This window comes from Psychrobacter sp. 4Bb (assembly GCF_002836735.1).
Classification (GTDB): Bacteria; Pseudomonadota; Gammaproteobacteria; order Pseudomonadales; family Moraxellaceae; genus Psychrobacter.
This window is the reverse complement of record NZ_PJAS01000072.1, coordinates 165,350-188,491: the sequence shown is the minus strand read 5'-3', so window position 1 is coordinate 188,491 and position 23,142 is coordinate 165,350. Positions and strand designations below refer to the sequence as shown.

At 41.0% G+C, this 23,142-nt stretch carries 19 protein-coding genes; 17 read left to right on the top strand and 2 right to left on the bottom strand.

Annotated features, from left to right (window positions below; genetic code table 11):
- Positions 1-76: 76 nt before the first annotated feature.
- The 16 genes from CXF60_RS11490 to CXF60_RS11415 all read left to right on the top strand — a co-directional run bounded on the left by CXF60_RS11490 (position 77) and on the right by CXF60_RS11415 (position 19,501).
- Positions 77-1,123 carry a polysaccharide biosynthesis/export family protein gene (locus CXF60_RS11490; protein ID WP_228707118.1) on the top strand — a complete coding sequence of 349 codons (1,047 nt, stop codon included), beginning with the start codon at positions 77-79 and terminating at the stop codon, positions 1,121-1,123.
- 218 nt (positions 1,124-1,341) lie between these two features.
- Positions 1,342-3,603, top strand: coding sequence for a polysaccharide biosynthesis tyrosine autokinase (locus tag CXF60_RS11485; protein WP_102092048.1), 2,262 nt, complete (start codon positions 1,342-1,344; stop codon positions 3,601-3,603).
- Between the two features lie 58 nt (positions 3,604-3,661).
- Positions 3,662-5,683, top strand: a complete 2,022-nt coding sequence (locus tag CXF60_RS11480) for a polysaccharide biosynthesis protein (RefSeq protein ID WP_102092047.1) — start codon at positions 3,662-3,664, stop codon at positions 5,681-5,683.
- Positions 5,684-5,828: 145 nt separating this feature from the next.
- On the top strand, positions 5,829-7,145 hold the full coding sequence (locus tag CXF60_RS11475; protein ID WP_102092046.1) for an oligosaccharide flippase family protein: 1,317 nt from the start codon (positions 5,829-5,831) through the stop codon (positions 7,143-7,145).
- A 69-nt stretch (positions 7,146-7,214) separates the two neighbouring features.
- A complete protein-coding gene (locus CXF60_RS11470; protein WP_102092045.1) occupies positions 7,215-8,231 on the top strand; it encodes a glycosyltransferase family 2 protein in 1,017 nt (338 codons plus the stop codon).
- Positions 8,224-9,414 (top strand): hypothetical protein, encoded by a 1,191-nt coding sequence (locus CXF60_RS11465; RefSeq protein ID WP_102092044.1) that lies wholly within the window; start codon positions 8,224-8,226, stop codon positions 9,412-9,414. Before CXF60_RS11470 ends, CXF60_RS11465 begins: the two co-directional genes overlap by 8 nt.
- 13 nt (positions 9,415-9,427) lie before the next feature.
- The gene (locus tag CXF60_RS11460; RefSeq protein ID WP_102092043.1) at positions 9,428-10,510 is read left to right on the top strand and encodes a polysaccharide pyruvyl transferase family protein; all 1,083 of its coding nucleotides are present in this window, start codon (positions 9,428-9,430) and stop codon (positions 10,508-10,510) included.
- The gene (locus CXF60_RS11455; RefSeq protein WP_102092042.1) at positions 10,507-11,553 is read left to right on the top strand and encodes a glycosyltransferase family 2 protein; all 1,047 of its coding nucleotides are present in this window, start codon (positions 10,507-10,509) and stop codon (positions 11,551-11,553) included. Before CXF60_RS11460 ends, CXF60_RS11455 begins: the two co-directional genes overlap by 4 nt.
- 5 nt (positions 11,554-11,558) lie before the next feature.
- Positions 11,559-12,671 carry a glycosyltransferase gene (locus CXF60_RS11450; protein WP_228707117.1) on the top strand — a complete coding sequence of 371 codons (1,113 nt, stop codon included), beginning with the start codon at positions 11,559-11,561 and terminating at the stop codon, positions 12,669-12,671.
- A 39-nt stretch (positions 12,672-12,710) separates the two neighbouring features.
- Complete coding sequence (locus CXF60_RS11445) at positions 12,711-13,751, top strand: EpsG family protein (RefSeq protein ID WP_102092040.1); 1,041 nt, start codon at positions 12,711-12,713, stop codon at positions 13,749-13,751.
- Positions 13,751-14,641: a glycosyltransferase family 2 protein gene (locus CXF60_RS11440; protein WP_102092039.1), complete on the top strand. Its 891-nt coding sequence runs from the start codon at positions 13,751-13,753 to the stop codon at positions 14,639-14,641. Before CXF60_RS11445 ends, CXF60_RS11440 begins: the two co-directional genes overlap by 1 nt.
- The gene (locus CXF60_RS11435; protein WP_102092038.1) at positions 14,642-15,769 is read left to right on the top strand and encodes a glycosyltransferase family 4 protein; all 1,128 of its coding nucleotides are present in this window, start codon (positions 14,642-14,644) and stop codon (positions 15,767-15,769) included.
- Entirely contained in the window at positions 15,770-16,381 is a 612-nt protein-coding gene (locus CXF60_RS11430; protein ID WP_102092037.1) for a sugar transferase, read from the top strand.
- A 145-nt stretch (positions 16,382-16,526) separates the two neighbouring features.
- Positions 16,527-17,726, top strand: coding sequence for a DegT/DnrJ/EryC1/StrS family aminotransferase (locus tag CXF60_RS11425; RefSeq protein ID WP_102092036.1), 1,200 nt, complete (start codon positions 16,527-16,529; stop codon positions 17,724-17,726).
- A 278-nt stretch (positions 17,727-18,004) separates the two neighbouring features.
- A complete protein-coding gene (gene folD / locus CXF60_RS11420) occupies positions 18,005-18,883 on the top strand; it encodes a bifunctional methylenetetrahydrofolate dehydrogenase/methenyltetrahydrofolate cyclohydrolase FolD (protein WP_102092035.1) in 879 nt (292 codons plus the stop codon).
- Positions 18,884-18,982: 99 nt separating this feature from the next.
- Complete coding sequence (locus tag CXF60_RS11415; protein ID WP_057759021.1) at positions 18,983-19,501, top strand: phosphate-starvation-inducible protein PsiE; 519 nt, start codon at positions 18,983-18,985, stop codon at positions 19,499-19,501.
- A gap of 80 nt (positions 19,502-19,581) precedes the next feature.
- On the opposite strand, the gene corA is transcribed toward CXF60_RS11415, so the two are convergent.
- Positions 19,582-20,736 (bottom strand): magnesium/cobalt transporter CorA, encoded by a 1,155-nt coding sequence (gene corA, locus CXF60_RS11410; RefSeq protein ID WP_416376882.1) that lies wholly within the window; start codon positions 20,734-20,736, stop codon positions 19,582-19,584.
- Between the two features lie 145 nt (positions 20,737-20,881).
- Entirely contained in the window at positions 20,882-21,271 is a 390-nt protein-coding gene (locus CXF60_RS11405) for a DUF2237 family protein (RefSeq protein ID WP_057759025.1), read from the bottom strand.
- A gap of 488 nt (positions 21,272-21,759) precedes the next feature.
- Here CXF60_RS11405 and CXF60_RS11400 point away from each other — a divergent pair, with 488 nt between their 5' ends.
- Positions 21,760-23,055, top strand: a complete 1,296-nt coding sequence (locus CXF60_RS11400; RefSeq protein WP_102092033.1) for an ATP phosphoribosyltransferase regulatory subunit — start codon at positions 21,760-21,762, stop codon at positions 23,053-23,055.
- Positions 23,056-23,142: the final 87 nt, after the last annotated feature.

Here is a 23,142-nt window from a genome sequence, read left to right as displayed (position 1 = left end):
TGATTCACAAATATAAATATGAGTAACTGTTATGGTTAATAAATATTTCATTTTTGTACACAGACGCTTCTTGGTAATGAGCATATTTTGCTTATTTCTAATGGGGTTGTTTAGTGGCTGTACGATCAACTCAGGACTTCAGTCAGGAAATCTTCCTGAATCTGGCACCTTTACCGCAGAAAACGGTCTTCAATTTCATATTCAGCCTTTAAGTCTGGCAACTTTACCGCGTACAGCGCCGCCTATTATTACGCAAGATCTCTCTCATTTGATCAAAACCTCTGGACGAGTCAATTACGGTATTGCGAAAGGGGATGTGCTGAATATCATCCTTACCAATTATCCAGATATTAATGCGTCAACTGCTAGCTTAACGGTAGATCAACAAGGGTATATACAGTTTCCATTGATAGGCAGAGTTCAAGCCAGTGGGCTGAGCGTGCCGCAGTTCACCGCTACGTTGCAAAGCAAACTACAGCGCTATCTCAAGTACTCAGATCCTCAAGTCAAAATCATCAATTACCGTGGCAGCAAGTTTTTCGTAGATGGTGCGGTGAAGCAGTCTGGTGAGTTTGCTATTGCTGATGTGCCGGTATCGGTATATGGCGCTATATCTATGGCAGGTGGTACTACTGAGACTGGCGATTCAAACAACATTGTGCTAAATCGTCAGGGCAACAGCTACCACTTAGGAGTGCAGTCACTACAAAGAATGGGGCTGTCTGCCAATCAAATCTATCTGCGGGATGGTGATTCTATTCACGTCAATAGCCAAAGCCGCAATAAAGTCTACGTGTTGGGTGAGTTTGGCAAAATTGAGCCAGTGGCGATTCCAGAACAAGGGCTGAGCTTAGCGCATGTATTGGGTGAGTCAAATGGACTAAATTCCAATACGGCTAATGCAGCCAAAGTATATATCGTGCGCGACAACCCTCAGTACCAGTACACCAATATTTATTACGTCGATATGCAGAGCATTACAAGCTTAGCATTAGCCAGTCGCTTTGACATGCAAGCCAATGACATTCTTTATGTGGATCCAACAGGCTTGGCTCGCTGGAATCGTGTGATTAGCGCGATACTACCATCAACCTCTGCCATCAACGTGATATCAGGGTTATAAATGATAGCTAGTGAAAATACTGGATGTGCTTCGAATTTCAATACTGAGATTAATTGAAATAAGAATAGGAAGTAGAGTGATAGATTTTATAAGGTGCGATGAGGCAGGGGGCAATCTAACTGCGGTCAAGGGCAGTCAAGGGCAGTCAAGGGCAGTTAGGGTCTTGGAGCTAAGCGAAAGCTATTAAGCGATTAACATTGAATAATGGGTATATGGTTATGAATAATATAGATTCAAAAGACCTATCGACACCTAAGGGTGACAACGACAATGACAACATCGACTTAACAGCGCTGGTTTTGGTTTTGTTGCGTGGCTGGAAAGTCATAGCGCTCATGGCAGCAATCGGACTCTTAATAGGATTTTTTTATACACGCTATATTAATCCGACCTTCAAGTCTGATGCGCTGATCCAAATTGAAGAAAATTCCCAAGGAGTCGATGCGCTTGGTGCAAACATCTCAGAGTTGGTCGGAGAAGAAGTGAGCAAGGCTGAGGCAGAAGCCGAGCTCATACGGTCTCGGATGATACTAGAGCCAGTCGTCGATATGCTACATCTAGACATCAAACTGACCGATCCTAATATTGGCTATCTCGATAAAATAACAAACGACCGCATTAACACTCAGTTGAACACAAATGATGGTGTGTCTTTGAGCACAAAAAACGGTTCGGTTAAAATCAATCAGTTCGATGTGTCACCAGCGTATTCAAACCAGTCTTTTACGCTATCACAGTCTGACACAGGATTTGTCTTAAGCAATGGACTAGATGATTTTAAAGGACAATTGGGTCAGCCGCATCAGTTTAATGGGGTAAACGGTGAGATTAACATTACGGTGACTGAGCTACCTGCAGACGGTTATCCTATTGGCATCACTCAGCAGACCTTAAAGACCACGACAGATGCAATGAATAGCGCATTGTCTGTGGAAGAAAAAGGCGATAAAACCAATATTATTCAGCTGTCGATGACAGGCACAAACCAACAGCAAATCACGACCACACTTGATCAAATAGTTCAGTCTTATATCGATCAAAACCAATCTCGTGGTACGGAAGAAACGACCAAAACATTGGCTTTTATGGAGACGCAGATTCCAGCGTTAAAAGAGAAATTAGACACCTCTGAAGCTCAGTTCAATGAGTTTCGTAAAAAACACGGCACCATCGATGTAGGTAAAGAAGCTGAGCTATTACTAAATGAAAAGTCTCGAATCGATGAGCAGCTTAATGATCTCAAATTAAAGAGAGCCGATCTAACGACTTACTATACCAATGAACACCCACTCGTCATCCAGATCAATGAGCAACTAAAAGTCCTCAACAGTCGAATAGGAGCGATAGGTAGCACCGTCGCAGGACTGCCTGAAATACAGCGAGAGTTCTTAAAGCTATCAGAAGATACAGCTATCAATAGAGAGATTTACCTCACGCTGCTCAAAAACTATGAGCAACTAAAAATCGTTAGAGCTGGTCAGGTTGGTTATGCCCGTATTCTAGACCGACCGACCAGTACCTTCGACGCCATTGCACCAAACAAATTCCAAATTATGCTGTTGGCGCTACTCGTAGGTACTGTACTTGGGGTAATGCTGGTTCTAATCAGAAACTTAATTAGAAATGTCGTGAAGGACCCAGAGCATCTAGAGTCTAAAACGGGAATTCCTGTCATTGCAACGATTCCACGTTCGACCTCGATATCTAAGCTAGGTAGGAACAAAAAAAATACTGGTCGGATGCTTGCTCACGTTGATCACAATGGCTTGAGTTATGAAGCAATTAAAAATTTACGGACAAACCTTTTATTTGGTAAGACGACGAAGACAGCAGATGAGAAATCCGCTCAGACCATATTAATCACCGGAGAAAGTCCAGGTGTCGGTAAGTCTTTTATTACGGCCAATTTATCTGAGGTGTTTGCACAGCTTGACAAAAAAGTGCTGATTATCGATGGAGATATGCGTTTAGGAGAGCTGCATAAAATGTTTGGTATGAATCCAGACAGTGGTCTCACAGATTATTTATTGCAAGATAAAGATAGCACTCTATCAGCCGATAAGCCTCGATTAGATAGTGATATGGCTAAGTTAAACCTTGAGAGCTTTATTCAGCCGACTGGTATGGAGCATATCGACCTTATATCGCGGGGGCGACCATCGCATAACCCGACTTCGTTATTGATAGGAGAGAGGTTCAATCATTTGATGACAGCGCTCAAAACGAAGTACGACTATATCGTTATTGATGCACCTCCTATATTGGCTGCATCAGACGCCATGGTATTGGCACAGCATGCAGACAAAGTACTGATCGTCACCAAATTTGATCATTCAGTAGAAGGTCAGCTGGTCTATGCCATTAAACAGATGAGTAAAGTAAACGTACAAGTCGATGGCATCATATTAAATGACATACAGCAAAGTATCTTGAACCGGTACAGCTATCACTACCATTATGCTTATGGACACAATTCGTAGTCAGCTACTGTTCATTGTCCATGGCAAACGAGCGTCATAACTTAAGTAGGTGGATCTTATGTTTATAAAAACAGAGTCTAACAATGCTTATCAAACGCCAAGTGACTTCAATCGATGGTCGAGGCGTATGACGCTGTTTTTATTAGCTTTACCACGCTTTGTTAAATGCTCTATCTTATTTGGTATCGATTTTTCAGTTGCTGTCCTTTGCTTGGTAGCGGCATTGGCATTGCGTCAGGGTTATGTCGATGATCAAATCGGCCTTACGGTATTAGCTTTTTATGCATTGATACCTGTTGTTAGCTTATATCTGATTGGCTTTTATAGAGGCGCCTCTAGAGGGTTTTTCGATGCGGCGATGGGTCGAGTTTTACAGCTGTTTTTATTACTTATTATCGTTTATCAGTTCATCATTTATGTGAATCCAGTATCAATGATGCCGCGCTCAGCGCCAATCATATTTTTGTTCTTATTCTTTATTTGGTTATGGAACAGTCGGCTAATGATTCGTGGGTTGCTGAATCGACTACAGAAACCAGACAATCAAGATCGCCTAGATAGTTGCTGCGATAACGTGATTATTTATGGTGCAGGATCGGCTGGTAGAGAGCTATTAGAGAGCTTAAGACATTCTCATAAATATAATGTAGTGGCATATATTGATGATGATCCGCAGCTGATAGGGGCTTATTTACATGGTAAAAAAATATATGCCGCTCATGCGCTACCTTGGTTAATAGAAAAATTAAATGTCGCGCAAGTGATTTTGGCAATGCCTTCTATGAGCCGTGGTCGTAAAAAACAGATTATGGATAGCCTGTCAGGCGTTTCTGTCAAATTAAAAGATTTACCAAGCTTACGAGAGCTTGCTGATGAGATCGTAACAGTTAGCCATATACGGCCAGTTGATATATTAGATGTGCTTGAAAGAGAGACTGTAGAGCCAGTTGCTGAGCTCCTCCAAAAAAACATTATGGGTAAAAACGTACTCGTGACAGGGGCAGGGGGTTCTATTGGAAGTGAGTTATGCAGACAAATCATGAAAAATAAACCTGCATGTTTGGTGTTATACGAGCAGTCTGAATATGCTTTGTACACAATCGATCAAGAGCTTAGAAGCCTTGTCGCTAGTAACGTCACTAGCAATGTCATTAGTAATATTGAATATCCAGATACTGAGATTGTCAGCATCATTGGAAGCGTGGCTAACGAAAAAAAATTAATCAATATATTCGAAAAATACCATATAAAAACGATTTATCATGCTGCAGCATACAAACATGTACCGATTGTCGAGTCCAATCCATTTGAAGGCACGATTAATAATACTAAAGGCACCTACCATTGTGCCTGTGCCGCGATAAAGGCTCACGTTGATACATTTGTATTGATCTCTACTGACAAAGCAGTGCGACCGACCAATGTCATGGGTGCCTCCAAACGCTTGGCTGAACTTGTCTGCCAAGGACTGAGCCAAAGCAACAGTCATACGTGTTTTAGTATGGTGCGTTTCGGCAACGTTTTGGGTTCATCAGGCTCCGTAGTGCCACTATTCACCAAACAAATTGAGCAGGGTGGTCCGATTACCATCACCCATCCAGACATCACGCGCTACTTTATGACCATACCAGAAGCGGCCAGTTTAGTTATTCAAGCAGGGGCTATGGCGTTCGGTGGTGAAGTATTTGTGCTTGATATGGGTGCGCCCGTCAAAATTGTGGATCTTGCAAAACGTATGATTCGTCTGACAGGGTGCGAGCTAAAAGATGCGAGGAACCCTAATGGTGATATCGAAATTGTGTTTACTGGATTGAGACCAGGTGAAAAGCTCTATGAAGAGTTAATCATTGGTGCCGACAACATAGAAACCACGTTTCATCCACTCATTATGCAAGCAATGGAGCATAGTTTTCCATTGGAAGACATCGAAGCTATCTTGTTTGAGTTTATCGAAAGATCAAAGCGGCACGATATTGAATGGTTGAAAGCACAGTTTAGGACCTTCGTTGAAGGCTACCGAGAAGGCGATGAAGCTGATGTCACAAAGACAGATGTAGAGCAGTTAGAGGTGGTCGGTTAAGTAGTAGTAATGATACTAAGTAAGGGTATTAAATAGCGGTGATAAGGTTGATATTGAAGAGATGATGAAATCACTTATTGGTAAGATTGTTTAGGATATGGTGATTTATATAAATGCTGTGACATACCAAATTGGATGATGAGTAATGGCCTCTGAAGTGTTTTTATCGATACAGAGCGTAATCAGTCGATTGAAAGCCAGTCACTTTGTACGAGATGTGGCCATGGTTGGCGGCGGTATTGCTGCTGGTCAGGCAATCGCTATGGTCTTTATGCCGTTTCTCACCAGATTATATAGTCCTGAAGATTTTGGTATCGCTGCCGCATTTGCCGCAGTCATCAGTATTATTACTCCGATTGCGACCATGGGTTATGCCAATGCCATTGTGATGCCTGACAGTGACGAGGATGCCGCTGCCATTATCAGATTGTCTGTATTGCTCAGTTTGTTTATAGCGGCTATAGCGTTCATCGCTGTCTATTTCGGCAATGTTTATTTGGCACGATGGACGGGTATGGAAAGTGCACCATATATGTTGTATCTCATACCGTTGACGCTATTGGCTGGCGCGTTTCTATCTGTTGCTGATCAGTCTGCTATCAGGGTAGGTTTGTTTAAAGCCAAAGCTCGTGCATATGTAGAGAGCAAGCTTGTGACAGATACCAGTAAGTTGATAGGGGGTATGTGGGCCCCCTCTGGTATGTTGCTTATTTTATTGACGATAGCAGGGCAGATCACGAATTTTATAATGCAAATGCTCCGTGTGCCTAGGATTGGTGTATTAAATGTCCGAAATTGGTTTGGCACGATTGGTATCCGTAACGCCGCTATATCTCAGCGTGACTTTGCCATATATCGCATGCCACAGAGTATGCTTAATGCTGCTTCAGTAGGGTTGCCAACTATCTTGTTAGCATCACTATTTAGTGCTTCTTCTGCTGGGCAGTATTCGTTGGCTATTCTTGTACTTGGTGCACCAGCGATGTTGTTAGGGCAAGCTGTTGGAGAGGTTTTTTATCCTAAAATTACGCGTGCGATCACAGCAAAGTCACCAGAAGCTTATCAATTTTTATTAAAAGTAACGGTAATTCTATTAGTAGTTGGTATTGTTCCCTTCGGTACAGTATTCGTTTTTGGCGATTATCTTTTTTCTTTAGTGTTTGGCGCAGAGTGGGCACTAGCAGGGAGTTATTCGCAGTGGCTTTCTATTTGGCTTTTGACCAGCTTGGTATCGGGTGCGAGTACTGCAGCATTGCCAGCATTGCGTTTGCAGCGTTTTCTTTTGATTAGAGAGATTTTTGCAGTGATATTTCGTGCTGCAGCGCTGTATATAGGGTTTTACGTTTTTGAGTCAGATATGGTAGCCATTGCCCTGTTCTCATCTGTTGGGGTATTGCTTAGCTTATCTATCGTTTATGTCGCTTTTCGGCGTCTGGTTCATATCTATAAAGTGCAGCAGTAGGTAAATATGTTGACTGCGTTGGATGGCACAAAGGATATGCATTAGAAGTCTCAACTCAAGAGGCTCACTATGATTTCAGTTATTATCACCGCATTTAATGCCGCTGCTACTATTGATCGTTGTATTGGTAGTATTGACGTTGCGAAAAAGAATCATGAGATTGAATTGATCATTATTGACGATGGTTCTGATGATGAAACTGCTAGGTTATTGCACAGGTGGGAAAGTGATAGGGCATGGGTTACGGTGAAATATCAAAAAAATGGGGGCGTGGCAGATGCTCGTAATACTGGGCTTGATATCGCAACCGGCGACTACATCGTTTTTATAGATGCGGACGACACTATCGATGATTGGTATTTTGACTTTGTCATTGCACAAATGGTTGATCGGAATATCGAAATGTTGGCGTTTGGTCATAAGCGCATCATGTTAGATGACTCTGTTATCGAGCGACGTAACATTACAGCAGAATATTCACGGCAAGACATTAAAATGCTACAGCTGAGAGTGACAGAGAATAGAAATATATATTGGTATGTAACTACCAAGGTTTATAGCAAAAGCCTGATAGCGGATTTACGGTTTAATTGTGACATAAAGCTTGGTGAAGACGGTATTTTTAATATTGAGTGCTTGGGGAAAGCGAACCATTTATCTGTCGTACCCGACTGTCCATATAACTACTATGAAAATGCCACTTCGATGACGAGTTTGCAATATAAGCCAGGGCTGCTCGAGTCTATTGAAGCAGACTATAACGCCAGAGTCAGGATACATGACTGGTCTATCAGTGCTACTGAGAGACAAATACTGCTATCAGATTTTGCCCGTAGTTATATCGAGCATATGCTGCCATATTTACTCAATAATTTGGCTCATATTCAGATGAGAAAACGCCATGCAGAGTTGATAAAAATACGCCAGTCTTTCGTTTATCAGAACTGTTTGCCACATTACCATCAATGGCACCCAGCACGCTGTATTCGTATTTTGATTTCATGTTTTTCACGACGTTGGTATGTGATGACATTGGCTTTTTTACAACTGTCTTGGTCTAAAGCGAAGGTAAAAAAACATGTTTAATATTGATTTGTTTCCTCAGGCATTAAAAAGTGACGAAAATGGACAGACTCGTTCTTGTTTGCTGAAACAAACAACCATGGGTGAAAGTGTCACTGAGCAAGAGTTGTGGTTTTTGTATCCTATCAATCTACCAATGCCAGAAGACGATGATTGCGACTCTTATTTGTTAGCCACATTGTTGCCTGCGATGCAACTACGTGCGGCTATTCGGGTTCATGGCAGTGTGTCCCACGAGCTATTAGCCAATCTGACAGAACTACAGTATGTCTGGAATAAATGGTTACCAGAGCGTTATTTTGTGATTGATATACAAGTTGATTGTATTAGAACGCGCGACGTACAAGTAGATGGTGCGATTGCTGCATTTTCTGGTGGCGTGGATGCTCAATTTACCGCTTATCGTCATGCGACAGGCAAAGCAGGATATGCCACACGAGATATTAAGGCAGGGGTTTTTGTACATGGCTTTGATATACCTTTAGATGATACAGAAGGTTTTGATAGTGCTGTAGAGGTAGCGACCGAAGTACTTTCTGATATTAACGTTGATCTACTGCCCGTTAAGACGAATGTTCGAGCATTGTGGTCTATCGATTGGGAAGAATATCACGCGGCGGCCATTGCTTCCGTTCTATGTGGATTGAAACGATATGCAGGAATTGGACTCATCGGTAGTGGCGATTCTTATGATGTATTACTTACTCCATGGGGATCACATCCCATAACAGATCCATTATTGAGCGGTGGCAATTTTAGAATTATTCATGATGGTGCAGGGTTTTGTCGATCTGAGAAGTTAATCATTCTTTCAAGTTGGTCTATAGGCATACGAAATTTACGTGTTTGCTGGGCTGGTAATAGGCATGATAGAAACTGCGGTCACTGTGAAAAATGTGTACGAACTCGACTGAATCTCTTACTTGCAGGTGTTGATAACCCTGCTTGTTTTGACACCCCGATAGAGTCGTCACTTTTCAGGTTCATGGTTCTGAAAAGTGACGCTGTACGCATAGACTGGTATCTAATTCGTCAAGAAATGATTGAAACGGGCAAGGGTCTTGAATGGCTTCCATACATTGAAAAAGTACTCAAACGTAAATCATCTCCAAAATTGAGTGGGTTATTACCTTTTGGGTCAAAGCGTCGCATGTGGGTAAAAAAGATGTTAATGAGAAATAAATAAGGGAGTGTCAAAAATGAATACTACCGCCATAAAAAAGCTCATACCAATTAAACTGAAAAAACACTTAGTTACTTATAGGGGCGCGCGAGATTTACCCTTGCCGAACAGTAATCGATGCTTTATTTTTCTGGCGGCTGACTATGGCAATATTGGTGATATCGCTATCTCTTATGCTCAAAAGCAATACTTGCAACATGTGATGACTGATTATGAAGTTGTCAGTGTTCCTATTAGTCAAACCAGATTGGTGCTTAATTCGATTAAACAACAAATACAACACAGAGATATTGTCACTATTATTGGGGGAGGCAATATGGGTAGCTCGTATCCTGATATTGAGGAGCTGCGCCAATTAGTTATCAATACATTTCCTAGAAATCGCGTTGTATGTTTTCCTCAGACCTTGGATTGGAGTGATTCTGCTAAGTCTAAACGAGCATTGCATCGTATCGTAAACGTCTACGCCAAGCACCCAGATATACACATTTTCGCTAGAGAGTCGATGACAGCGACCAAACTTATCAAGATTTTTGCCGAGTATAGCAATGTCCATGTTGGGCTTGTGCCAGATATCGTTATGAGTGCAAACGCAGCAATACTTGGGACGACAAATGACGTAGAGTCGTCAACTATTCTGCGATGCTTACGGAATGACAAAGAAGCTGCTCTATCCACTGAACAATACGGCTTTATAGACAAAGCCTTAGCAGATACTGGCTATTATATTGAAAAGACAGATACCCATGCTGGTGGTTCGCAACTCGATGAGGTACATTGCAAAAAATTATTGACTGACAAACTTAGCCAGTTTCGAGCTGCAAAGTTGGTCGTGACTGACCGTTTGCATGGCATGATTTTATGTTTGCTATCGGGTACGCCTTGCTTGGTATTACCGAACTCCAATCATAAGATAAGACAGACGCAGTTGGACTGGTTACGCAATCATCCAAGACTTGTATTTTTAGAACTAGATGAGATTTCTGAGATTTCGAAACATATCGACAAACTGCTATCTCTGTCTCACGGTACCATGACTGAGTCACCCGTTCATATCAATGAATACCATGATTTAGAAAAATCGGTGGTTATTATATGACTAGCGTAGCAGAGCCATTGGTGAGCATTATCGTGCCAGTATATAACGTCGCGTTATATGTCGACGCCTGCTTAGAATCTATCAAGCAGCAAACCTATAAGAATATTGAAATTATTGTCGTTGAAGATTGCTCTACTGATAATTCAAAACAAGCGCTTGCCTTACATCTCACAGATAAGCGTATAAGAGTCATTCAACATAATGAAAACAGTGGTCTTTCTGCTGCTCGCAATACTGGTATTAAATCTGCAGTAGGCGACTATATGATGTTCGTTGACTCTGATGACATTGTAGATACTCGCTTAGTAGCAGCTTGTGTAGATTGTGCTCTTACTACCAATGCAGAAGTAGTGACATATGGTTTTGCACCGTTCAAAGAGGGAGCGGCAGAGACTGAACTACCGTATCCAGCTGCTAACTTAGTATTCGAGGCAACTAAGATAGACGATTCGTATTTTAGCTTACCGCATTTTGCATGGCTAAAATTTATTAAATCCAGTGTCGTGCAAACGGCTTCTCTAAATTTTCCAGTGGGTTTGTATTACGAGGATTGGCCTTTCCATTGGCATCTTGGCTTATCTACTAAGGTTAGATATCAGTTGCCTATTGATTTTTACCTGTATAGACAGCGAGGCACGTCGATTACGGGTTCAACAGATAAAAAGCTATTAGACCTTTTCGTTATTCATTCAAAAGTCATGAATCTAGTAGAAGACTATCAAGCTAATGAAGTTAAAAAAATACTTGCCAATAAAATCAGACAAAGTCATTGGAGCATTCTCACCCGTATAGACAATGAGTATTTAGCAAGGGCATTGGCACAAGCTAAAAAAGCAGATAAAACACTACGACTAAAAGGTTATCAGAATAATTTGACGTTAAGAAATATAGTGATCAGCAATATAGCACGTATGCCAAGCCAAATCGCGCTGCCTATAATGCAGGTGCTTCGTCAAGCATTAAAGAAAGAAACAAGGTTAAAAGGAAGTAAATTGGAAATAGTTACGAGAAGCAAAGTTGGCTTTATGTTTCTTAAAAGGTAAATGATATGACTATCCGAAGAGTGCTGCACATAGTGGGGAAAATGGATCGTGCTGGGGCAGAGACCATGCTTATGAATTTATATCGTCATATAGATCATCGCCAGATTCAGTTTGATTTTGTCACTTTTACCGACGAGATCGGCGACTATGACGCTGAGATAATAGCGTTGGGCGGTAGGGTTATACCGATTTTAGCTGGTCATTCATTAACGCGCATGCTCAAACTTAAAAAATTCCTTAAACAGCAGCCTGATTATCGAATCGTTCATGCTCATATGCTATTAAACAATGCTTTTCATCTGTTGGCTGCTAAAGGTGCTGGCGTGCCGCATCGAATTTCGCACTCTCATAGCACCAGTAATGGTAAAACCAATATTATTAAAAAAATATATGAACAATGGGCATTAATTACCAATCGTACATTGGCTACTAAGAGAATCAGCTGCGGTGATCGTGCTGCAAATTACTTATTTGGTACTACAAAAGATGTTTGGCTACTGCCCAATGCTGTTGATATACAGAAGATGATATCAGTCGCTAACCAATCACGGCATTATATCGATCAGAAGTTTGGTGCTAAAAGACTTGGAGATGAAGGGTTAAAAATCATCCAAGTTGGTCGTCTCAATGAGGTGAAAAACCATCAGTTTTCTTTAGAAATCGCTGAGCAGCTGAAAAAACGTCAGATTGACTTTACCTTATATATCGTTGGACAAGGTCCATTGGAAGGTCAATTAAGACGACAAGTGAAAGAGCAAGCCTTAGGGGATAACATTAAGTTTTTGGGTATGCGTACTGATATTACTGAGTTAATGGCCAGTGCTGACTATATGATTATGCCATCCCTACATGAAGGTTTCCCAGTGGTCTTAGTAGAAAGCCAGACAGTCGGACTTATGGCATTGGTTTCTGATCAAGTATCACCTGAAGTAGATTTAGGACTTGGACTTGTATGTTTTTTACCTATACAGTCAGCCAATGTTTGGGCGGATAGTTTGCTGAGTTTTCAGCCTCCAATATCCAATGTAGCAGAAATAATGAATGCGCTAAATTTACATGGCTTTAGCGCCGCGACCAATTCGCAGAAGTTAACGCAAATGTATTTGAATATGCGATAAGGCTTTTACTTAATATTCAGCTACTTTATAGAGGGTTAGATGCTTCCTTATCTGTTGGTCCTTAGCCTTGTTGTTTTCTGGATAGTACTGGAGAAAAAATCTCTCAATCGTACGTCTTTTTGGCTGCCTTTAATTGCTTTAGCGCTGTTCGCAGGCGGTCGCAGTTATTGGGTCGGTACGGATACTGCAAGCTATACCAGAAATTTTAATAATAAATTGAGTCCTGAGTCCTTTAGATTTAATGAAGACGTTGAGTACGGCTACCAGCTATTTGAGTATTCATTACTGCATGTGACAAATAACTATTTTTGGCTACTGATTATCACCAGTTTGGTTATCGTCTATTGTTACTTAAAAGTCATTAAAAGATATAGTGTGAACTATTGGCTCTCTGTATTTCTGTTTATTACGCTAGGCGTCTATACCTTTTCATTCAATGGATTGCGTCAAGGAATCGCAATGGCTTTGTTTACTTTAGCCATTCCTTATCTGCTAGAGAAACGGCTTTTTCCTTATCTATTAATATGTGCCATTGCATCGTTTTTTCATATCACGGCTTTATTTATCATTCCATTTTATTTGATTGTAAATTTGAGAGTGAAGCCAGCTTATAAAATACTTGCGACGTTTTTCGGGTCTTTATTCGTTAGTAGGTTACTCGTATCTTATATTTCATCTACTAATGATCGATATGAAGACTATGCAAAAGTATCTGAAGAGTCAGGTGGGTTTTTGACACTTGGGTTTTACACAGTGCTTATGCTTCTCATCATTATCGCGAGCTATGTATATAAAATTAAAGATAAGAGCTTTCAACAGCTATTGATGTTTTATGCGTCAGGCGTGGTTTTTGTCATACCGCTAGCGCTGTTAGGTACTAGCGCTTCAGGCCCGCAAAGAATCATTTCGTATTTCACATGGACTTTGATTTTGTTACTGCCTGTGGTTTTGAAAAAGATAAATAACATTTATGTCTATATCATCAGTGTGTTTATCTTCCTGGTGTATTTCATATTGACGACATCAAAGTTCAGCAATCTGAGTCCTTATATTCTTAACCCTATGTTTGAGGTGTTCTGATGAAAAGTCGCGCTTATATCTCAATTGGCATTCCATTTTATAATACAGAAAACTATCTAGAAGATGCTATATGTTCAGTTTTAGCTCAAACGTATCAATATTGGGAATTGATTTTAATTGATGATGGTTCTTCCGATAAGTCATTGGAAATTGCTAGAGATTTTGAGAGTAGAGATACTAGGATCAGGGTGATATCTGATGGTTTAAATAAAAAATTACCCTATAGATTAAATCAAATTGTTCGTGAAGCCAAATATGATTATATTGCACGTATGGATGCTGATGACTTGATGAGTAACCATCGTCTTGAGAAGCAAATAAAAGTATTAGAAAGTAATAAGGAAGTTGATTTCGTTACTACAGGTTGTTTTACCATTGGTAAAAATAATGAGCTGACAGGTGTGCGATTAGGTGATAATTACCAAATGAATGCAAAAATGATTCTAGAGGGAGTGACTAATCTGTTACATGCTTCGCTATTAGCACGTAAAAGTTGGTATATAAGAAATAATTATGATGAAAGTAGAATTTTGGCAGAAGATTTCGATTTATGGTTACAAGCTGCAAAAAATAATGACTTAAATTATTTAGTTGTTGAACAACCTTTATATTGGTACAGAGTTGTTGAGAATGTAACTGTAAAAAAAATGATTCAAGGTTATGATATGCAAATGGAAATCATTAATAGTAATTATAAAGGTATAGTGTCTGTTAGTAGAAAAAATAAAATAATTAGGAGATTTAGGTTAAAAAAACTAGTGGTGAAATATTTAGGTTTTTTTAATCTCATGAGTGTTTTACTCAAAAGTAGGCATGATGATTGTAGAGACCAAGATATTAGTGATTATGATGAAAGTTATACAGAAATAAAAAGAATAGGATTATTCTAGATGATGATTATTATTATTGGTACGGTAGCTTCTAGTTTTTTGGGTTTCCGTGCTGACCTGATAAAGGTACTGATTCAGAAAAATCATATTGTTTATGCGTTCACGTCAGAATATACAAATTCGGAACTAGAAAAAATTAAGTTGTTAGGTGCCATACCAGTCACTTATGAGCAAAAGCGAGGTGGTTTAAACCCTTTGGTAGATGTAATATCAACATATCTCTTAACAAATAAAATTAAAGCTATAGCACCGGATTTAGTATTTTCTTATTTTTCTAAACCAGTAATATTTGGTACTTTGGCAGCTAGATGGGCTAAAGTACCTAGGGTAATAGGTATGCTTGAGGGACTAGGGTATACCTTTACTAAGCAGCCTAAAGGCTTGATAAAAAGAACGCAATTAATAAAGCAAATACAAATAGCGTTGTATAGAATTTCTTTACCAAAGTTAGATACTCTCATCTTTCTTAACCCAGATGATCCAAAAGACCTATTGGAAGAATACTCAATAAAAGTTAGAAAAGTAGAGGTTTTAGGGGGGATTGGTTTAAACCTTGATGACTATACTTATTCAAACAACTACCCTAAAAACCCAGTATTTATTTTCATAGCAAGATTATTAGCAGAAAAGGGTATTCATGATTATATAGCCGCTGCTAAAATTGTAAAAAATATATATCCACAGGCAAGGTTTGTTGTGTTAGGAGCAATAGATAAAGTAGCTCTAGGTGCATTGACAGAAGTAGAACTAAGACAAGTTATAAAGGCGAGTATTATAGAGTATCCAGGTCATGTTAATAATGTTTCAGACTGGATAACAAAATCTAGCGTATTTGTTCTTCCATCTTATTATCGTGAAGGTGTGCCGCGCAGCACTCAAGAAGCGATGGCAATTGGAAGACCTATTATCACTACTGATGTACCTGGTTGCCGTGAGACGGTTGTTGATGGAGTAAATGGGTTTTTAGTAGAAAAATGGGACCCAAAAGCTTTGGCAGAGAAAATGATTTACTTTATAGAACATCCTGAACAGATTAAAGAGATGGGTGATGAAAGCTACAAGCTAGCACAAGAGAAATTTGATGCAGATAAAGTCAATAAACGACTAATAAATATGTTGGGTTTATAAATGATAAAACGACTATTTGACATTGTAGGTGCAACGACAGCGTTCGTAGTGCTGTCTCCTGTCTATGCTGCAACTGCATACAAAGTGAGTAAAAATCTTGGCGCGCCTGTTCTATTTCGTCAGATTCGTCCAGGTCTGTATGGCAAGCCATTTGAGATGATAAAATTTCGTTCCATGAAAGATGATATAGACGCAGATGGCAATCCTTTAGAAGATGGCGCGCGATTGACATCGTTTGGTAAAGCGCTGCGTAACACCAGCCTTGATGAGTTGCCTGAGCTTTGGAATGTCATAAAAGGTGATATGAGTTTAGTGGGCCCGCGACCATTATTAATGGAATATTTGCCATTGTATAATGATGAACAAGCGCGCCGACACAACGTCCGCCCAGGTATTACAGGGTATGCCCAAATTAATGGTCGCAATGCTATTGGGTGGGCTGAGAGGTTTGCACTTGATACATGGTATGTGGACAATCAGTCGCTGTGGCTGGATATCAAGATTTTATTTAAAACGGTAAAAAAAGTCATTATCAAAGATGGCATTAGTGCTGAGGGTGAAGCAACTATGAGTAAATTCATGGGCAATAGTATTAATGAAGAAATACTTTAAAAAATACTCTGTGCTGATAGCAATACAGCTAATTGAAAAATTTAGGCATGAAGCAAATCATGATAGATAAAAAGGTTAATAACATAGTGAGCAGTTTATCGTAGAGCGTGACACAACATTAGACATAAGTACCATAGAGGAACATATGCTAAATACCCCTTTTTCACCTTGGCCAAAATTTACGCAACATGAGGCTGATGCTGTCAGTCGAGTACTACTATCTAACAAAGTCAATTATTGGACAGGCGAAGAATGTCGTCAGTTTGAGCGAGAGTTTGCTGACTGGGTAGGTAGTAAGTACGCAATAGCATTGGGTAATGGCACCTTAGCATTGGATGTCGCGTTACAAGCACTCGATATAGGTGCAGGTGATGAGGTCATCGTCACACCGCGTACCTTTATTGCTAGTATTTCATCAATCGTCAATGCAGGTGCGACCCCCATCTTTGCAGATGTCGATGAAGCAACTGGTAATATCACCGCTGAGACCATCACAGCTGTATTAAGCGACAAGACGAAAGGTATCGTGTGCGTCCATTTAGCTGGCTGGCCATGCGATATGGACAGCATTATGGCACTGGCAGATGAGCATGACCTATATGTCATTGAAGATTGCGCGCAAGCTCATGGCGCACGATATAAAGGGCGAAGCGTTGGCAGTATTGGTCATGTTGGGGCATGGAGTTTTTGCCAAGATAAGATTATGAGCACAGGAGGTGAGGGCGGTATGGTCACCACTGATAGCGAGCTGCTATGGCGAAAAATGTGGGCGTATAAGGATCATGGTAAGAGCTATGCTGCAGTCTATGAAACGGAACAATCACCTGGCTACAACTGGCTCCATGAGAGCTTTGGTACCAATTGGCGTATGACTGAGATGCAAGGCGTTCTGGGGCGTATTCAACTGGAAAAAATGAGTGAGTGGACAGCTAGACGGACTGTTAATGCGCAAGCCATACTAGAGTCCTGTAGCAAATGGGAGTCCAAAGGCTACCTTTGTGTGCCGAGACTAGAGCATTTAGCGCAGTTCTCAAATGCTAACCATGCTTACTATAAATTATATGTCTATGTGCAGTCCGATAATCTACCTACTGGTTGGACACGTGACCGTATTATTGAAGCAATTAACAATCAAGGTGTGCCTTGCTTCTCTGGATCTGCGTCAGAAGTCTATTTGGAGAAGGCCTTTGATAATACAGGGTTGCGTCCAAGTGTTAGATTGCCAATGGCAAAGCAGCTAGGTGAGAGTAGTCTGATGTTTCTAGTGCATCCTACGCTTACGGCGGCTGAAATTGAACTGACAATACAAGCGATCGATAGCGTGTTTGATTCGATGGTCGAATAAAATGGCAATGAATGATTATTTTTAGAAATTTACTTTGTGGTCGATGCTACTCTTACTAAAAGCATAAGGTACATTTGCCTATATATAAGCAATACTGTTTAATTGACTTATTATGAAAATTTATCAGTGCGCAGGCTTTATCTTACGCTAGGATTTTGTAGCGTACACAGGTACAATATTACTCTTAGTCAAAGATTGACGAACCAAAGGACAGGCATGCAAAGTATTTGCGCGCGCTGTCTTTATTTTTTTATATCGTACCCTCTATTGGAGTTACTATGTCTACTGCCCAAGAATCCGCTACCGTTTTGGACGGCAAAGCACTTGCCAAACAAATAGAACAGGATCTGCGCACGCGCGTAGATACGATTAAGGAAAAGACTGGCCGCACCCCAAGCTTAGCGACGATATTGGTTGGTGACGATCCAGCCTCTGCCACTTATGTTCGTATGAAAGGCAACGCTTGCAAGCGTGTTGGCATGGACTCTATACGCGTTGAGATGCCAAGTGCCACGACTACTGAGCAGCTCATGGCAAAGATAGATGAGTTAAATAGCAATCCAGATGTACATGGTATTTTGCTACAGCATCCGGTTCCTGAGCATATTGATGAGCGTGCTTGTTTTGAGCAGATTGATTTAGCAAAAGACGTCGATGGTGTGACTTGTCTTGGTTTTGGTCGTATGGCGATGCAGCAGTCAGCTTATGGCTCATGCACACCGCAGGGCATCATGCATTTGCTAGAGCATCATAATATCGAGCTATCAGGTAAAGAAGCCGTAGTCGTAGGGCGTAGTGCTATCTTAGGTAAGCCAATGGCAATGATGCTATTGAATGCTAACTGTACAGTGACTATCTGTCATTCAAGAACTCAAGATTTGGCGGCGCATATTAAGCGTGCAGATATCGTGGTTGGTGCGGTAGGTGTACCTGAGCTGATTAAAGCAGAGTGGATCAAAGCAGGCGCGGTTGTCATTGATGCAGGTTTCCATCCAACAGATGATGGCGGTGTTGGTGATATCGAAATGAAAGGCATGGAAAACATTGCCAGCGCTTATACGCCAGTACCAGGCGGCGTTGGACCGATGACTATCAACACGCTTATTCGCCAAACGGTCGATGCTGCTGAAAAATCAGCGGGTTTGAATAAAGGCTAAAAAAATAGTCATACGAATACTGATTGCCGATATATAAGGGGCCTGAGGTAACATAGACTCAGGCTAAATCAACCACATTTCAGTTGATAGGACCTAAACATGGCTAAAAAAAACGTAGGTGTTCATGAGCGACTACAAAGTATTGGTAGAGAGTTTGTCGATGTCTGTCATTACGTTATTTTATTTCTAATCAGTGTGGTTGTCGTTTGGACTGCAGGTAAAGAGTTTATTTATATTGTCCAAAAGGGTTCAGCGGATCTAAAAGACATATTGATGTTATTTATTTACCTTGAGCTATTGGCTATGATAGGTATCTACTTTAAAACCCACCGACTGCCAGTACAGTTTTTGATATTTATTGCCATAACGGCCTTGTCACGACATTTGGTGGTTGATGTGCAGGCTGTTTCAGACTATTTCCATTTATGGCTGCTAGCAACAATTTCCGTGGCCATCATGCTACTAAGCGGCTCTATTGTAATCTTGACTTGGACAGCAAAAACGTTTGGTCGCCCAGAAGACAATCTCGATAAACAACATGCAAACCTAACGGTTAAAGCATTGTTGCCTGATAATGCTCAAGCGCCTGATAGCCATACTAAGCATCGCCGTGAATAATTAGATAGCAATACAGAAAGATAGCAACATAAAAAAAGAGCGACCAGTGGTTGCTCTTTTTTTACGGATGGCATTTGGTATTACAACCATTTCAATCTTTTGAAGTTATAGTACAGATAGCTACATAAGGCGATAATAATGGCCATGATGACAAGGTAAGAGTATTTCCAATGAAGCTCAGGCATAAAATCAAAGTTCATGCCATAGATGCCAGCGATGGCTGTCGGCACTGCTAGAATACCTGCCCATGCAGCGAGCTTACGCACCACTTCATTCTGACCCATATTGACCATCGCCATATAGGTATTCATCACCACGCTCAGCATTTCATTGAGGCCATTAATAGCATCTAGTGAGTGCAACAGGTGATCGTTCACATCGCGAAAGTACGGCTTAGCGGCTTGAGAAAATCCAGAGACAATCTCACTTTTTTTATGATTGATAAAAAAGCTACAGATGTCTTGCACAGGTAAGATAATGGCGCGCATATGTACCAGTTGTGACTTTAGCTCGTAAAGGTTTTTTAGGGTGCCTTTATCAAACTCATAGGTGAAGACTTTGTGCTCCTGCTCACGCAAATAGCGACCCAATCGGTCAGTGATGGGCATGTAGTTATCAACGATAAAATCGAGGATAGCGTGCAATACAAATATAGGCCCCATGCGTAGCTTTTCGGGGCGACGATGGCAGTGCTCACGTACTGGCGCATAAGAGTTTGACGGGCCATTGCGAATCGTAATCAGGTAGTTTTTACCCATAAATATCGCAGTAGTACCATAACGGATGACATTGTCTTCGAGCTTGGCTGTACGTAGCACCACAAAGACCATATCATTATCGTAGTTTTCGACCTTAGCACGTTGATGATCAGCAAAGGCATCTTCAATCGCTAGCTCATGCAGGTCAAAGGCTTCTTTTACTTTGACCATGGTTTCTAAGCTTGGATCATATAGCCCAAGCCAAATAAATTGACCGTTGTTCCCTAGCGTACGACTCACATCGTTGAGCGCCACTCTATTAAGATTCTCACCTGTTTTACGTGAGTAAGCGTAGCAATTGACCACTTCGCCTGCGCTTGATGAGTCAATATCTTCATAGCGTTCAGAGTCAGGATCGTAGACCGTCATGGTCTCAATAGTATCTTCAGTAGTGGCGTCCACATCACCATAGATATAGCTATCATCATCGTCCAAATAGAGATGCTTGTCATTCATATTGGCGTAAATATGATTCATATTGGAATCAGGCGCAATATGCGCCGTTTTTTTAATCAATTGATTATTATCATTTTCCATATACTTTCCTGTCATATAATAAAAAAATTCAATAATCCAAATATGCTGTGAAAGCTGCTACGGTTTTATCGTGTGCCAATATTATCTATAGGGCATAGCTTTTTAGCGTATCGATATCTACCAATGCCAATAGGCTCTCGTGACACGCTTCTAGTTTAATTTGCGGTGCAATATCGAAGTCCAATGCTTCAACCCAACGTAGCGCGCAGATGCACCAGTAGTCACCAGGTTTGAGACCAGGAAAGTTGTATTCAGGTAGTGGGGTAATTAGGTCGTTACCGCGACTGGCAGAGAAGTTTAAAAACTCGCTGGTCATCTTGGCGCAGACGGTATGTTGACCGACATCATGGTTGCCAGTATGACAAAAACCATTGCGATAATAGCCAGTAATTGGATCGAAACAACAGCTGGCAAGTGCGGTGCCTAAGACATTGGTTTGGTTGATGGCAGGGTTTGGGTGGTAATCAGATGACATAAGGCTTCCGAGATAAAAATATGTGTTAGTGTATCATGAGTCTGTGTTGATGACGCTGCCGTAATCACGCTCATTATCTTATGGTTAACAAAAAATAAACCTCTCGGCTATTCGCCCAATATTGAGCCAAATACATCAATGATGACTGTTACATCTGCTAAGCTAATAAGCAGCAATTGAACTGTAATTAGATAGTGATTGTGGCTAATTGTCACTAGGCGAACCTTGAGTGCTATGCTAAACTAAAGCATAAAGTGCCTTGATTATTTGTCGCAATTTTTTAGCGCATAAAGATACTCGTCTTATCATTCTAAATTATACTTATTATTCACCCTTTTGCGGTTACCTGGTTTGTTTATAAATAATTGGGTCAATGATGTTGCGCGTTAAAAATAAACACACACAGCGTCAATACCCGGCAAATCACCCTTTAAGTACCGCATCAGTACCGCGTTTTTGGTAAGCGATACGCCAAACAAGGATTTATTGTGTCTGTTAGTTCTGATTCTGCAAAACCTGCCCAGCCAAATTCTACCAACGAAACAGTGTCTCAGCCTGCCGAAAACAGTGCTGCACCCAATCGCATGCCATATTTGAGTAACTTTGGCAGTGATGTTGCCAATAGTTGGCTATTGCCTGATGGGGTGGTTGATGTCCTGTTTGAAGATGCGCATAAGCAAGAAGTGCTTAGATATCAGTTAATCGAGCAGCTTATTACTCATGGTTATCAGCTGGTTTGCCCACCGATGATTGAGTTTACTGAGTCTTTGCTAAGTGATGCGTCAGAAGATCTGAAACGTCAAACCTTTAAGATTATCGATCAGTTGACTGGGCGTCTAATGGGCGTACGCGCTGATATTACCCCGCAGATTTTGCGTATAGATGCGCATCATGGCGGTACAGGTATTGCGCGTTATTGCTACGTTGGTGATGTGATCCATACCTTGCCATCAGGTCTGTTTGGCTCACGTACGCCGCTACAGTTAGGTGCTGAGATATTTGGCTGTGCGTCACTAGCGGCAGATATTGAGCTGATAGATGTGCTGTTTACGATGGTAAATAAACTCAATATGAGTGCAGCGCTCCATATCGATTTGGGTCACGTAGCGATATTCAAACGTTTGGCTGAATTGGCTGAGTTATCAGACAGTGATACTGAACAATTGATGTACCTATATGCCAATAAAAACCTACCAGAGCTTAAGCGTGTTTGCCGCGCTTTGCCAATGGGTGATGATTTTTATATGTTGGCACGCTTTGGTCATGATATCGCAAATCTATTAGCCAAATTATCAGATGCAGCGCAGCAAGACAGCCAAATCGCAACGGCAATCGATGAGCTACAGCGTCTGAAAAACTATCTACAAGACCAATGGCAGTGCCCAGTCAGTATTGATGTGACTGAGCTATCAGGTTATCACTATCATACTGGCATCGTCTTCAATGGTTATATCAATAGCGAAACGCAGCCACTCGTACGTGGTGGTCGTTTTGATGGTATGCAAAGCCAGACGCAAGCGTTACGCGCGGCCACGGGCTTTAGTATGGATGTTAGCCGATTGCTGGCTCATACACAGTTAGATGCGCCAACCGTTGTCTTGGTTGATTTTGCCGCTTTGTCTAATGCAAATACAGATGAGATGCAGACGCTACTGCAACAAGTAGAGAGTCTACGTCAGCAAGGCTATCGCGTCACTATGCCGTTAGATGCACAGGATAGTCCAGATGATGTTACGCATCGTTTAAGCATGGCTGACAATCAGTGGCAGCTACAAACTGTTTAATTGTCTAATAGTAGACTATTGAATGGCGCATGCGGCGCACGTAACCAAAATTATTCAGTACAGATTACGAAATCGCAAAATTATTCG